This is a genomic window from Butyrivibrio sp. XB500-5, from assembly GCF_003625505.1.
In the GTDB taxonomy this organism is placed as follows: Bacteria; Bacillota; Clostridia; order Lachnospirales; family Lachnospiraceae; genus Butyrivibrio.
The window spans coordinates 1-13,641 of record NZ_RAIS01000005.1; the positions used below are offsets into that span (position 1 = coordinate 1).

Genomic DNA, 13,641 nt, shown 5'->3' on the forward strand with positions numbered 1-13,641 from the left:
ATAGTACTTTCGGCCGCTATGGTCTTAACCGTCGTGTTCGGGATGGGTACGGGTGTTTCCCCATAGCGCATCGCCACCGGAAAGGTTCTGTTGTCTCTTTGACAACTAGACAGCAATGCAACTCCCTACTTCATTCCTATTTCCTTAGAAAGGAGGTGATCCAGCCGCAGGTTCTCCTACGGCTACCTTGTTACGACTTCACCCCAGTTATCCGACCTGCCTTCGACGGCTCTCTCCTTACGGTTGAGTCACCGGCTTCGGGCATTTCCGACTCCCATGGTGTGACGGGCGGTGTGTACAAGACCCGGGAACGTATTCACCGCAGCATGCTGATCTGCGATTACTAGCGATTCCAGCTTCGTGCAGGCGGGTTGCAGCCTACAGTCCGAACTGGGTCGTTATTTTTGAGATTTGCTCAGGATCGCTCCGTCGCTTCCCTTTGTTACGACATTGTAGCACGTGTGTGGCCCAGATCATAAGGGGCATGATGATTTGACGTCATCCCCACCTTCCTCCAGGTTATCCCTGGCAGTCTCCATAGAGTTCCCATCTTACTGCTGGCTACTATGGACAAGGGTTGCGCTCGTTGCGGGACTTAACCCAACATCTCACGACACGAGCTGACGACAACCATGCACCACCTGTCTCAGATGCTCCGAAGAGCTACAGGCATTACCCTGTATTCATCTGGATCTCAAGATCTGGTAAGGTTCTTCGCGTTGCTTCGAATTAAACCACATGCTCCACCGCTTGTGCGGGTCCCCGTCAATTCCTTTGAGTTTCATTCTTGCGAACGTACTCCCCAGGTGGAATACTTATTGCGTTAGCGACGGCACTGAATGTCTATGACACCCAACACCTAGTATTCATCGTTTACCGCGTGGACTACCAGGGTATCTAATCCTGTTTGCTCCCCACGCCTTCGAGCCTCAACGTCAGTTGCTGTCCAGTAAGCCGCCTTCGCCACCGATGTTCCTCCTAATATCTACGCATTTCACCGCTACACTAGGAATTCCGCTTACCTCTCCAGTACTCTAGCTAAACAGTTTCCAAAGCAAGCCCACGGTTGAGCCGTGGGGTTTCACTTCAGACTTGCTAAGCCGTCTGCGCTCCCTTTACACCCAGTAAATCCGGATAACGCTTGCCCCCTACGTATTACCGCGGCTGCTGGCACGTAGTTAGCCGGGGCTTCTTAGTCAGGTACCGTCATCTCTCTTACGAGTCTTTCTTCCCTGCTGATAGAGCTTTACATACCGAAATACTTCTTCACTCACGCGGCGTCGCTGCATCAGAGTTTCCTCCATTGTGCAATATCCCCCACTGCTGCCTCCCGTAGGAGTTTGGGCCGTGTCTCAGTCCCAATGTGGCCGTCCGCCCTCTCAGGCCGGCTACAGATCGTCGCTTTGGTAGGCCGTTACCCTGCCAACTGGCTAATCTGACGCGGGCCCATCTCATACCACCGGAGTTTTTCACACTGCATCATGCGATGCTGTGCGCTTATGCGGTATTATCAGTCGTTTCCAACTGCTATCCCCCAGTATGAGGCAGGTTGCCCACGCGTTACTCACCCGTCCGCCACTAAGAATTTACAAGATTTGACCGAAGTCTCGTCAGCGTAAATTCTCCGTTCGACTTGCATGTGTTAGGCACGCCGCCAGCGTTCATCCTGAGCCAGGATCGAACTCTCACGTTAAAATAAAAGTTGATCCGGTCAAAACTAAGCTTGGCTTTTGTTCTGTCCGTTAATTTACTAATTTGTTCTGAATTATTCTCTTGGAATTTTTCAGGGTTGCATTACTGTTTATTTGTCAAGGTACTTGTTAATTATGATCCTTACTGATTGCGTAAGGCAACGCAGAAGGAGGGATTTGAACCCTCGCGCCGCTATTAACGACCTGCACCCTTTCCAGGGGTGTCTCTTCAACCACTTGAGTACTTCTGCAAAATAGTTGATTACAACATAAGTATGTTATTAACAGCGTGTTCATAATTAAAGCGGAGCGAAAGGGATTCGAACCCTTGTGGCGTTGCCGCCAAACGGTTTTCAAGACCGCCTCGTTATGACCGCTTCGATATCGCTCCGAGTTAACTTATATCTTACCTCAGATGAGATAACGCTCTGTGCAAGTTGCTGTCGCATCTCGCGCAGCGCAAGAATTATATTAACAAAGCTTAGTACGCATGTCAAGCATGTTTTCAAACTTTTTTGAACTTTTTTTAAGGCTGTTAACTTTGTTCCCGTAATATCGTTTCCGCAACCGCAATATCCTCGGGCGTTGTGATCTTGATATTGTTGTACGAACCCTCTACCAGCCTTATCTTTTGGTCAGAATAATACTCGCAGACCATGGCATCGTCGGTTATGTTTATTCCCTTTGCCATGAGCTCTCCTTCTTCCCTGTCGAGACGTCTGTACAGCTCGAGTATCGTCTTATATGAAAAGACCTGAGGTGTCTGCACCATCCAAACCTTGTCCCTGTTGGGCGTTGACTCCGCAAAGCCTTTGTCGTCAGCGATCTTGATGGTATCTTTTGCGGGCATACCCACTACGCACGCGCCGAATTCCTTCACCGCATGAAGCGCCCTCATTATGATATCGTTGTCGATAAAAGGTCTTGCACCGTCGTGGATAAAAGCATAATCACAGTCGACATCCGCCGCTTCAAGTCCGAGACGCACGCTGTGATATCTGTAGAGTCCGCCCTCGACAACGGCTTTCACCTTGTCAAAGCCGTACTTTTCCACGATCTCTTTTTTCACATAATCAACATCGCCCCTTGAAACAACGAGCACGATGTCATCTATGATACTCTCTTCAAAAGCCTTTAACGAATAGAAGATGAGCGGCTTTCCGCCTATATCAAGGTATTGTTTTTTTACATCTGTTTTCATCCTGCTGCCGCTGCCGGCCGCAAGAACTATAGCTACAGTCTTCATATGATCACCTTCCCGCGTGATAACGCCTCTCCCTGTCTCCCAACGGAAGATTCGGAACAGCGTTGAGATCCAGCCCGAAGCGCTTTCCCTTTTTGTATTCGTAGTAAGCCGCAGCGCCTATCATCGCCGCATTGTCCGTGCAAAGAACGGGCGAAGGCTTGTAAAAGCTTATATTATTAGCCTTACACTCTTTTTCCATAAGCTCGCGAAGCGCCGTATTTGACGCAACACCTCCGGCAATGGCCAGAGAGTTTATCTTGTACTCCTTGCAGGCTCTGATGGCGTGACCTACCAGCACCTCGACAACAGCCTTCTGGAAAGAAGCCGCCACATCGTTTGCATCAAGCTCCTGCCCCTGCATCTTAGCCTGGTTTATATAATTAAGCACCGCCGACTTAAGTCCGCTAAAAGAAAAATCGTATTCCGCATCGGCTATCTTAGCCTGAGGGAAAGTGAACGCATCGGGGTTACCCTTCTTGGCCGCCGCATCAATCTTGGGGCCGCCGGGATATCCGAGTCCTATCGCCCTCGCAACCTTGTCAAAAGCTTCTCCCGCCGCATCGTCTCTGGTCTGTCCGACGATCTCATACTCGCCGTAGTCCTTAACGACCACAAGGTGAGAATGTCCGCCCGATACGACAAGGCACATGAACGGAGGCTTCAGCTCTTTATTCTCGATAAAATTGGCGCTGATATGACCTTCAATGTGATGCACGCCGATAAGAGGCTTTCCCGTGGCAAAAGAGATTGCTTTAGCCTCAGAAACGCCGACTAAAAGCGCACCTACGAGCCCGGGCCCGTAAGTTACGGCAACTGCATCTATATCATCCAAAGTAAGCTCCGCCTCAGAAAGCGCTGCGCGAATGCAGCCGTTCATCTTCTCAACATGCTTTCTGGACGCAATCTCAGGCACCACGCCGCCATACACCGTGTGAAGCGCAATCTGGGAAGAAATGATGTTAGACAAAACTTCCCTTCCGTTTCGCACGACCGCCGCCGCAGTCTCATCACATGAACTCTCGATGGCAAGGATCGTCACATCCTCATCGCCTACCGAATCGTTCACCTTAATATCTTCTTTTTTATCTTTATCTTTGATCGACATGAAGATGACGCCGTCATCCTCAACGTTCTTGTTTATTTCCATATCTATCCTTCATTCAAATACCAAAACGCCAAGCCTGATTCGCTAAAGCATCTCTCAGCGCTTCAAATTGCTTCCGAGCTTCTTAAGAGCCTTCGCCTCTTTTTCCCTATTGGCGGAAGTAAGGAACTCGTAGTCGTCCTTGCTCGTAAGGCACTTTATATCCTCGGGTACGGACACGTCTCCCGGATGGAATAAAAGCTCCACCTCACTCTCGCCCTTATCCGCAAGCACATCTCCAAGATAAGGAAGGCAAGCCATCACATTTTCATAGAACATGTGGCCCGAAAGCATAACTCCCATAAAGAGCTTACTCTTAACTCCCATACGCCTTAACTCTTCGCCGTATTTTCTCTCATTTCTCGCGCTCAGAACGTTTAAAATAAGAGACTTGACTACATTTATGGGCTTAATGTCTTTTACCTTGCCAAAGGCCTTTAAATAGACGCCAAGCACTTCCTTGGGGAATCTTATATAAGAAACCTTATAGTCTTCGGCGCCAAGCACATCCATAAGAGCGTCAAACACAACGGGGATCATGTGATAATGAACATGCCCGTCGATTCTGAACTCTCCGTTATTCATATATGGCTCACAAGCCTTAAGCTGTGCTTTTATCTCGGTCGCAAGCTGCTTTTTGTAAAAGAGCCTGATCACCGGAATATAACTTATTATAAGAAGCTTCAAAAATCCGATGTCAAAATTGCCGGCAGCATTGGTGAGTCTGCTCGCATTGCTGCCCGTGATCGGCTTTCCCTCCACGAAGTTCAGGTGCGCCGTGATAAGAAGCTTATCCTTAATGTCTTTTATCTCATCCATACAAGCGGATAAATAAGGGCTGTTAGGCATGATGCTGATGCCGTTAAGCGCGCCTGTATGATAGCAATCTATGATATGGCGACTCTGCTCGGGAAAAAGCCCGTAGTCGTCAGCATGATATTCTGTCATAAAATTCTCCCGTCAATTATCGTCTTCATCATTTGGTGCGAGATCCCATCCCATGATCTTCCAGTTTCCCGCATCGTCCTGTCTCATGACATAGCGATATTTTAAGATTGAAGTTCCCGAAGTGCCTTTTCTTAATGAATACATAAGATCGACATGGCACATCTTTCTGCCGTCTACCGTAGTCTCATCGATATCCTTGGTAAGCACGACATAATTTGAGATCGAGTAGTCTTCTTTTTTCCTCTCCTGAACCTCATTCCTCATGGACTGAGTGAAGTTGGCCTGATTGGCAAGAAGCTCATCGTCCATAAGCCCCGAAAGAACAGTGATCATCTTAAGCTCCTGATCTGCGGAATAAGTCTCTCTGTAGAGAATCTGCATGGTCTTGGCATAGAGCTCAACTACCTTCTTGGGATTGGCAGGATAGTTCTTATCAAGATTGGTCGTTGTTATCTCATCCACCGATGAAAGCGCATAACTCTCGTCATACTTAGGCTCTTTTTCCTTGTTCCTTGTTAAAAGAAGATACATTCCAAGAACGATAAGAGCTGCAAAAAAGATCAATACCACCGACTTGATAACTGCTGATTTTGTACCGTTCATCTCATTTCCCCCTCTAGCCTTAATCTTCAAATCTAAGTGTCACGCTGCGGCCGTCCTTAGCGGCAACCGTCTTATCAAATATCTTTTTGGTCTCAGGTAAAAACTCCTTAGGATTAACAAGCGACGGACTGTAGTGCGTAAGCCACAGCTCTTTTACGCCCGCTTTCCTTGCAAGATCCGCAGCCTCGTAAAATGTCATGTGCTTGTGCTCACGCGCCTTCGCGATCTTGTCCTTCTCGCCGTACATTCCCTCACATATGAAAAGATCTGAATCCTTGGCGTTATTAACTATGCTGTCCGTAGGTCTTGTATCTGTCGTATAAGTAAGTTTGATGCCCTTTCTCTCTTCGCCGAGCACCATGTCGGGCGTATAGATCGTGCCGTCATCAAGCGTTACCGTATCGCCCTTTTGAAGCGCGTTCCAATACTTCCTATCTATTCCGGCCTCAGTTGCGGCCTCAACATTGAACTTACCCTGTCTTCTAAGGCTCATAGTATAGCCGTAGCAAATAACGTTGTGGTTAACCTTAAACGCTTTTATCGTAAATTCTGGATTTCCTTCAAGTTCAAAAGAAACTTCGTCTCCCGTAAGTTCTTTGAATTTAATCTCAAACGGAAGCTCAGGAGCAATGACTCTGAGCGAATTTACAACCCTTTCAAGTCCCTTGGGTCCAACCATCAAAAGCGGCTCCGTTCTCTCGGCGTTTCCCATTGTTAAAAGAAGTCCCGGCAGGCCGCTGATGTGATCTGCGTGGTAATGAGTAAAGCAGATAACATCTATGGGTTTGGAGCTGATACCCTTCTTCTTCATCGCGATCTGGGTAGCCTCTCCGCTATCTATCAATATTCCTCGTCCGTTGTACTTAACAAAAAGCGAAGTAAGTAAACGGTTTGGAAGCGGCATCATTCCGCCGGTTCCAAGCAAACAAACATCTATCATAAATCAGTTCCTTTTCCAATATATTACAGCGTCTTCTTTTGGCTCGTCGTAGAATCCGGGTCTCACGCCCTCGCTGACGAATCCAAGCTTCTCATAAAGTCTTATGGCAGCGGCATTTCCTGCTCTTACTTCAAGAGTATAATTCTCGATGCCGATCCCTCTTCCTCTTTCAAGAAGCTGTTTGACCATCTTATAGCCGACGCCCTCTCTTCTGCAGTCGCCCGAAACGGACACATTGGTAACTTCACCGTCGCCCGACACATTTCGAACTCCGCACAGTCCCACAACTCTGCCGGCTTTCTTTGCAACAAGATATATCGTGTCATCAAGAGAAAGCGCTTCAAGAAGCTGCTTCTCCGACCAAGCCTCTTTTCCGAGGCACAGAGCTTCAAGCGCTGCGGCATCGGAAACATCTTCCGCCGTCATCTCGCTCACTCTTATGATACCCGGATTTTTGGGTGCTTTAGCGATCTTATCCGTAGGTACTGCGTTTGTACCTTTTTCACTCGCTTCTCTTTCAGCCTGCGAAAGTCTCAGATATTCCGGCGCAAAATCATCGCCGTCTATCATCCTGCCTTCCTGCGCGTACTGAACGGCAAGTGCTGCAAGAGCAGCGGCATTCTGCCTGTTCTGGTGAAAAGGAGCCAGCGAATACGGAACCTTTATAAGCTTATCCAGCTTGTCTCTGTAGACCGGAACCCCGTCTCCCAAAAGGACAACGGGCTTACCGATCGCGTTTATCTTCTCCGCAATATCTTCAACTGATGTCGCCATCTGCTCGTTAATAACCTGCATCTCAAAGGTCTGCTCCCGGCTTTCGCCCTCACCCTTGCAAGGCACAAAAGTATAAAGGCCGGTATACACCTGGCCCCTTCTGGCATCCATCATAGGACATATTATCTTTTCAACTCCGTAGAGATTATATGCTATGCCGTCAACGGTAGGTATCGGGATGATAGGCTTATCGAGCGCAAGTGCAAGTCCCTTGGCGGTTGCACTTCCTATGCGCAGTCCCGTAAAAGAGCCGGGGCCCATCGCTACAGCTATGGCATCGATGCTCTTAAGATCAAGATGTACCTTTTCCCTGATGTCATCAAGCATCGGCATAAGTATCTCTGAATGTGTAGTTTTATATTGTATCGAAAACTGTGAAAGCAATATGTCGCCGTCCGAAACTGCGACAGCACCCACAAGTCCCGATGTATCAATTGCAAGTATCTTCATTTTTCACCTGGAAGTCATTGTTATAAGGCGATAGTCGAAGCCTTTTTCAAGGTTCTTCTCTATCACGATCTCGGTGTAGTGCTCGGGAAGTATCTCTTCTATGAGATTAGCCCACTCTATGAAGCAGACTCCGTCTCCGTAAAAATAATCCTCATAGCCGATCTCATCCATCTCGCTGACGTCACCTATTCTGTATACATCAAAATGGTAAAAAGGAATTCTGCCCTCGTCGTACACCTGTAATATTGTAAAAGTAGGGCTGCTAACAGGTCCCTGTATCCCAAGTCCCGCCGCAACACCTTGCGTAAGAACCGTCTTGCCAACGCCAAGATCGCCTATCAAAGTATAGACCATTCCGGGAGTTGCATTCTCTCCGATTCTTTTACCTATATCAAAGGTTTCCTGCGCACTGAACGTCTCGTGCCTAGTAACTATCTCCATAATGTCCTCTCGCTTATCATAATACACCACTTTTAATATACCATTGTTAGTGGTGTATGGCAAAAACATGTAAAAAAAGAAGCCGCTTAGGCTTCTTTTTTGTTATTATTCTGTGCCGGCTTATTGAAACCGTGTTTAAGTATCGGGCTGAGTTTCTTGTATACCAAGAAAGTAACTATACTATCAACAACACCTTTTAACAGGTTAAAAGGAGCAACTGCGAAAAGACAGAACGTAAGCAGATTGTTGATGGCGGGATTGATCTCCGCACCCATTCCTATAAATGTATCAATACCGCTTCCCCACATAGCTGCAAATGTAGGAAGAAGGAAATATGCATTAAGCAAAGAACCGGTAACTGTTATACAAAGCGCACCGCAAAGACAACCAAGAAACGCTGTCTTACGTGTCTTTTTAAATCTGTAGATGATCGTTGCGGGAAGAACAAAAGCAGCACCGACAACAAAGTTTGCTATCTCTCCGACAAAAGCTGTATTGGTTCCCTGGAAGATCAAGTTCATAAGAACCTTGATGAATTCAATCATGACTGCCGCAAGAGGTCCTGCCGCAAATCCGCCGATAAGTGCGGGGATATCGCTAAAATCAAACTCATAGAACGAAGGTGCAAACGGAAGCGGGAATTCAAAAAGCATAAGTCCGAAAGCTATAGCCGAGAAAACACCTACGATCGCAAGCTTCCTTACATCAAGGACTCTTGTGTTATCGCCCTGTTTTATCTTTGCGATCTTTTCAAAAAGATAAGCAATGACAAAAGTCAAAAGAATAATGACCATAAGCGCACCAAAACGCGCGAAGTCGGTCATGATGTTGGTTATAAGTTTCATACATTCTCCTTTTTTCGGGGAAGGAAAAAGAAAAATCCCCAAAGCCAAAAAGACTTGGGGACAATAATCGAGCATAGCAAACATCTTGCATTCTTCTCTCATCCAGACTGTACTGTCGGTTTTGGAATCTCACCAAATCAGCCGCCTAAGCGGGTCGCGGACTTTACCGCCGGTTGGGAATCTCACCCTGCCCCGAAGAATTATTTTTTCTAGAGTTATGTTAGTCCCAATAGCCAAAAGTGTCAATCAAATTTTTCTTAATTTCGCAAGCTTTTTTGACAGTCGAAAAACCGCTAATTGTTTGACAAACACTATGTGCAAAACTATAATTTACTTATCACTATTTTGTAGAAACGTGCCGCTATGAGGATTATATGAAGAGAATTCTTACCAGGCAGCTCGCACCCGGAATGGTGCTGGCAAATGATGTTCATACTTTTGACTCCACTACTACACTTTTGGAAAAAGGAACCGTTCTTGACGAGAAAGAAATTGCAAGACTTGCGTTTCATTCCGTTATCGATGTTCTTGTTGAAGATGACCTTGTTGAAATTTCATCCGAAGACTCTACTCCAAACGCGGGGCTTTCTTATTCTGAGCGCATTAAACAATCCCCTGAATTTATTGAATTTAAACACGACTTTGAAGAGTGTGCCGCTAATTTTGAGCACACGATAAAAGATATTTTGGCCAACAACGAAGACCTCAACATAAGCGATATGACTGCTCCGATCTATGGTCTTCTTGAAAAAGAGCGCACGGCATCGGGCGTATTCGATATGCTCCACAACCTAAGGACCTACGATGACGCAACTTTTACTCACAGCATAAACGTTGCGCTTATCTCAAACATACTTGCACAGTGGCTAAGATGGAGCGATACAGAAATTGAGGTTGCCACTCAGGCAGGTCTTTTCCACGATATCGGAAAGATATTGATCCCGGAAGCGATCATAACAAAGCCCGCCAAGCTCACGCAGGATGAATACACTATAGTAAAGACTCATCCGATACAGGGCTATCAAAGCATAAAAGATCTGGATATCAGCGCTCATGTAAAGAACGCCTGCCTCATGCATCACGAAAGATGCGACGGCTCCGGATATCCTTATCATCTTCAGGGACCACAGATCGATAAGTTCGCAAAGCTCGTTGCCATCGCAGATGTCTATGATGCAATGACAAGCGCAAGATACTACCGCGGACCGCTGTGTCCGTTCATCGCTATATCAATGTTTGAAGACGAAGGCTTCCAGAAATATGATGCGGAAATGATACTTGCCTTCCTGACAAACATAGTAAATACTTATATCCTCAACACGGTAAAACTCAACACCGGCGAAGTCGGTGAGATCATCTTCATCAACAAGATGAAGCTCTCACGCCCGACGATCAAGGTGGGCGATGACTACATCGACCTTTCCAAATGCCCGGGAGTGTATATAAAAGAAATTATCTAAATACTTTCAAATTCAAAACCCCGACAGGAAATCCTGCCGGGGTATCTTTACGCCATTTTATTCTGACCTTATTAGGCATTTTTTAATTTAAACTTCTGTGTATCATACTCGCTGTCGACCTTCTCGATCTGAGCACCGAGTTCGCGGAGCTTAAGATCAAAGTCTTCATAGCCTCGCTCGATGTAATGAATATTCTCAACCGTTGAGATACCCTCAGCTGTAAGAGCCGCGATAACAAGTGCAGCACCTGCTCTAAGGTCGGGAGCCGAAATAGCTGCTCCTGTGTACTTATCCACGCCTTCTATGATAGCCGTGCTACCCTCAACCTTGATGCTTGCTCCCATACGTGTGAGTTCATCAACGTATTTAAATCTGTTCTCAAAAATGCTCTCGGTAACAATACTGATACCACTTGCAAGTCCGAGCGCAACCGCAATCTGTGGCTGCATATCCGTAGGAAATCCCGGATAAGGAAGCGTCTTAACATGAGTATTGTTAAGTCTCTTGGTCGCCACAACTCTGACCGCATCGTCAGACTCATGAATCTGGCATCCCATCTCAACAAGCTTGGCACTTATAGATTCCAAGTGCTTGGGAATTACGTTCTTTATAGTAATATCACCCTTTGTTGCAGCCGCAGCAAGCATAAATGTACCTGCCTCGATCTGATCGGGAATGATCGCATATTCCGTGCTGTGAAGCTTCTCAACACCCTTGATCCTGATAACATCAGTACCTGCGCCCTTGATATCGGCACCCATACTGTTGAGGAAGTTAGCCACATCAACTACGTGAGGCTCCTTAGCCGCATTCTCAAGGATGGTCTTACCCTCTGCCATACAAGCCGCCATCATGATATTGATAGTAGCTCCGACACTTACAACGTCGAGATAAATATGGCTTCCGACAAGCTTATCGGCATGAACATCAATTATTCCGTATTCGATATTAACCTCTGCACCAAGCGCTTTAAAGCCCTTGATATGCTGGTCCATAGGGCGAAGACCGATACTGCATCCTCCGGGAGGAACAACTCCGGCCTTTCTGCATTTACCAAGAAGCGCTCCAAGGAAATAATAAGAAGCTCTGATCTTCTTGATATATTCGTTATCGAAGGTATATCCCTTGATCTGTGAAGCATTGATCTTAACGGAATGTGCTCCGGTCCTATCAACAATGGCACCGGCGCTCTCTATGGCCTGAAGCATGACATTGGTATCAGCTTCATCAGGCATATTTTCTATAGTAACGGTCTCATCTGTCATAAGTGAAGCAGCGATGATAGGTAATGCAGCATTCTTAGCTCCGCCTATCTCCACCTCACCAACGAGAGAATTACCGCCTTTTATCACATATTTTTCCATATGCAGCCTCTCTGCTTGGTCTAAGTATTGTATGAGAAAAAACATACTCAACCAAAATATATTAATAGCACATTACCATACCCCTGTCAAAAAAGTCGGTATGAACAGCCATAAGACCGCCCATACCGATCAAATACCTTTAATTAAGAAGATTAAGCGGATTTACCTGTGATCCGCCGACCAAGATCTCAAAGTGAAGATGAGGTCCGGTCGATACACCGGTATTACCGGAAAGAGCTATCTTTTGTCCCTGATCGACACTCTGTCCTACCTTAACGAGTACCTTGGACAGATGGCCGTATCTGGTCTCTTTTCCGTCAGGGTGTCTGATATATACGCAGTATCCGTATCCGCTTCCCCATCCGGCTCTTGTAACCGTACCTGATGAAGATGCCATGACTGCTGTTCCGACAGGTGTTGCCCAGTCGACTCCCTTGTGGAAAGAGCTTGCTCCCTTGGTAGGTCTGTTTCTCTTACCGAATCCGGAAGTAAGTCGTCCGCCGGAAATAGGCTTAATATATGTAGGAGGCACAATTGTTCCTCTCTCAACGATCTTGGGAACTGCCTTATATGTAATCTCTTCTTTTTCTATCTCGGTACCCGTAACGTCGCTGTTAGTATAGCTTCTCTTAGCCACAACCTTACGGTGTCCTGCAGAAGGTTCCTGAAGGACCTTGGTCTCTGTCGTATACCAGGAATCGTTGTCGACATACTGAACTTCTGCCTCGTAGTCTTCCTCGTAGTACTCCTCGATAGTATAGTTGACGGAAAGCAAAGGCATAGGAACATTAACCTTAAGCTCATCGCCGTCTCGGATCATAGTATTCTCATCATTGAGAGTCTCGTTCATCTTAACGAGATCATCAACCGACAGATTAAACTTCTCCGCAATTGTTCCAAGGACATCACCTCTTTGAACCTCGTAGATCGTCGGTGTCTCTTTATCCCTGGTAACTTCTTCTATCGCTGTATTCAGATCGCTGATCTCTTCATCGGGAAGATAACTCTCAACGATCTCAACCTTGTCTCCAAAATCAATGTCAATAAGACCGAGCTTGTAATCAGAGAAATCCTTATCATACGCAAGAGGCGCAGCCTTGTTGAATTCCTCGGTAACAAAGGACGAAAAACCGGCCTCGGGCATTTGGTTCTCGGCACTTTCTTCTTCCTTCTGCGCTTCCTCTTTGTTGACAACCTGCGGAGTAAGGACATTAACTTCTCTGGTGGGATCCAAGATAAGCTTGACGTCAAACTTCTGCTCCTCGTCGTATTTGGTAATAGACGAATCAAGGAGCTGCATAACCTCTTCTATGCTTGAAAGATTGATCGCAAATTGATTGATTTTTATAGAATAAGCCCTGTTAAGGGTAGACTTCTTGTTCTTCTTAAGAATGTCCACCATCTTGTGAGCCATTGAATCCGTGGAATCCACTCCGCCCCAGGTGACGTTCTTGCCCTCGATAGTCATGTCGGAGTCTGAAAGAGTAAGCTCCTCTGTTCCGACCGCGAACAGTCTTCTCGCCTTTCTGTAAGCGGCATACGCATCACCTTTGGAGCCTGCGTGTCCTACAACAACGTCATTAAGCTTGACGGTAAAGTAGTTGTTGCCACCCTTGCGATAAGTCACCATGCTGGGCATGAACAATATCCACAGCACTATTACAAAAAGAGCACTGTGCAAAAACCATATTTTAATCTTATTGTGAAAAACTGTATTTCCAAACTTCATAACAGT

11 protein-coding genes, 2 tRNA genes, 2 rRNA genes and 1 riboswitch are annotated in these 13,641 nt (G+C 46.4%); of the genes, 1 reads left to right on the forward strand and 14 read right to left on the reverse strand.

All coding sequences use genetic code 11. From position 1 onward, the window contains the following. The 12 genes from rrf to D6856_RS09655 form a co-directional block, all read right to left on the reverse strand. Positions 1-81, reverse strand: a 5S ribosomal RNA gene (gene rrf / locus D6856_RS15555); the annotation flags it as partial. Positions 82-148: 67 nt separating this feature from the next. Continuing rightward, positions 149-1,693, reverse strand: a 16S ribosomal RNA gene (locus tag D6856_RS09605). 160 nt (positions 1,694-1,853) lie between these two features. Continuing rightward, positions 1,854-1,942, reverse strand: a tRNA-Ser gene (locus D6856_RS09610). A 54-nt stretch (positions 1,943-1,996) separates the two neighbouring features. Beyond that, positions 1,997-2,082: transfer RNA gene (locus D6856_RS09615), tRNA-Ser, on the reverse strand. A gap of 144 nt (positions 2,083-2,226) precedes the next feature. Further along, a complete protein-coding gene (gene ispD / locus D6856_RS09620) occupies positions 2,227-2,937 on the reverse strand; it encodes a 2-C-methyl-D-erythritol 4-phosphate cytidylyltransferase (RefSeq protein ID WP_120686695.1) in 711 nt (236 codons plus the stop codon). A gap of 4 nt (positions 2,938-2,941) precedes the next feature. After that, on the reverse strand, positions 2,942-4,042 hold the full coding sequence (tsaD, locus tag D6856_RS09625; RefSeq protein WP_120686923.1) for a tRNA (adenosine(37)-N6)-threonylcarbamoyltransferase complex transferase subunit TsaD: 1,101 nt from the start codon (positions 4,040-4,042) through the stop codon (positions 2,942-2,944). A gap of 96 nt (positions 4,043-4,138) precedes the next feature. Continuing rightward, positions 4,139-5,029, reverse strand: coding sequence for a ChbG/HpnK family deacetylase (locus tag D6856_RS09630; RefSeq protein ID WP_120686696.1), 891 nt, complete (start codon positions 5,027-5,029; stop codon positions 4,139-4,141). 12 nt (positions 5,030-5,041) lie between these two features. After that, positions 5,042-5,632: a DUF6715 family protein gene (locus D6856_RS09635; RefSeq protein ID WP_092247933.1), complete on the reverse strand. Its 591-nt coding sequence runs from the start codon at positions 5,630-5,632 to the stop codon at positions 5,042-5,044. A 19-nt stretch (positions 5,633-5,651) separates the two neighbouring features. Further along, positions 5,652-6,572, reverse strand: coding sequence for a ribonuclease Z (locus D6856_RS09640; RefSeq protein WP_120686697.1), 921 nt, complete (start codon positions 6,570-6,572; stop codon positions 5,652-5,654). Between the two features lie 3 nt (positions 6,573-6,575). Continuing rightward, positions 6,576-7,796 (reverse strand): tRNA (adenosine(37)-N6)-threonylcarbamoyltransferase complex dimerization subunit type 1 TsaB, encoded by a 1,221-nt coding sequence (tsaB, locus tag D6856_RS09645; protein ID WP_120686698.1) that lies wholly within the window; start codon positions 7,794-7,796, stop codon positions 6,576-6,578. 3 nt (positions 7,797-7,799) lie between these two features. Beyond that, positions 7,800-8,237: a tRNA (adenosine(37)-N6)-threonylcarbamoyltransferase complex ATPase subunit type 1 TsaE gene (gene tsaE / locus D6856_RS09650; RefSeq protein ID WP_120686699.1), complete on the reverse strand. Its 438-nt coding sequence runs from the start codon at positions 8,235-8,237 to the stop codon at positions 7,800-7,802. Between the two features lie 86 nt (positions 8,238-8,323). After that, positions 8,324-9,082 (reverse strand): ECF transporter S component, encoded by a 759-nt coding sequence (locus tag D6856_RS09655; protein WP_243114068.1) that lies wholly within the window; start codon positions 9,080-9,082, stop codon positions 8,324-8,326. A gap of 86 nt (positions 9,083-9,168) precedes the next feature. After that, positions 9,169-9,286: riboswitch (FMN riboswitch) on the reverse strand. A 170-nt stretch (positions 9,287-9,456) separates the two neighbouring features. Here D6856_RS09655 and D6856_RS09660 point away from each other — a divergent pair. Next, a complete protein-coding gene (locus D6856_RS09660) occupies positions 9,457-10,542 on the forward strand; it encodes an HD-GYP domain-containing protein (RefSeq protein ID WP_120686700.1) in 1,086 nt (361 codons plus the stop codon). A gap of 71 nt (positions 10,543-10,613) precedes the next feature. Here D6856_RS09660 and D6856_RS09665 read toward each other — a convergent pair whose 3' ends face one another. After that, positions 10,614-11,906 carry a UDP-N-acetylglucosamine 1-carboxyvinyltransferase gene (locus D6856_RS09665; RefSeq protein ID WP_092247923.1) on the reverse strand — a complete coding sequence of 431 codons (1,293 nt, stop codon included), beginning with the start codon at positions 11,904-11,906 and terminating at the stop codon, positions 10,614-10,616. A 139-nt stretch (positions 11,907-12,045) separates the two neighbouring features. Then, the gene (locus D6856_RS09670) at positions 12,046-13,635 is read right to left on the reverse strand and encodes a peptidoglycan DD-metalloendopeptidase family protein (protein ID WP_092247920.1); all 1,590 of its coding nucleotides are present in this window, start codon (positions 13,633-13,635) and stop codon (positions 12,046-12,048) included. Positions 13,636-13,641 lie beyond the last annotated feature (6 nt).

Bases quoted from the DNA above. Each gene is read 5' to 3' on its own strand.
- ispD (WP_120686695.1), bottom strand. From the start codon at position 2,937: ATGAAGACTGTAGCTATAGTTCTTGCGGCCGGCAGCGGCAGCAGGATG.
- tsaD (WP_120686923.1), bottom strand. From the start codon at position 4,042: ATGTCGATCAAAGATAAAGATAAAAAAGAAGATATTAAGGTGAACGAT.
- D6856_RS09630 (WP_120686696.1), bottom strand. From the start codon at position 5,029: ATGACAGAATATCATGCTGACGACTACGGGCTTTTTCCCGAGCAGAGT.
- D6856_RS09635 (WP_092247933.1), bottom strand. From the start codon at position 5,632: ATGAACGGTACAAAATCAGCAGTTATCAAGTCGGTGGTATTGATCTTT.
- D6856_RS09640 (WP_120686697.1), bottom strand. From the start codon at position 6,572: ATGATAGATGTTTGTTTGCTTGGAACCGGCGGAATGATGCCGCTTCCA.
- tsaB (WP_120686698.1), bottom strand. From the start codon at position 7,796: ATGAAGATACTTGCAATTGATACATCGGGACTTGTGGGTGCTGTCGCA.
- tsaE (WP_120686699.1), bottom strand. From the start codon at position 8,237: ATGGAGATAGTTACTAGGCACGAGACGTTCAGTGCGCAGGAAACCTTT.
- D6856_RS09655 (WP_243114068.1), bottom strand. From the start codon at position 9,082: ATGAAACTTATAACCAACATCATGACCGACTTCGCGCGTTTTGGTGCG.
- D6856_RS09660 (WP_120686700.1), top strand. From the start codon at position 9,457: ATGAAGAGAATTCTTACCAGGCAGCTCGCACCCGGAATGGTGCTGGCA.
- D6856_RS09665 (WP_092247923.1), bottom strand. From the start codon at position 11,906: ATGGAAAAATATGTGATAAAAGGCGGTAATTCTCTCGTTGGTGAGGTG.
- D6856_RS09670 (WP_092247920.1), bottom strand. From the start codon at position 13,635: ATGAAGTTTGGAAATACAGTTTTTCACAATAAGATTAAAATATGGTTT.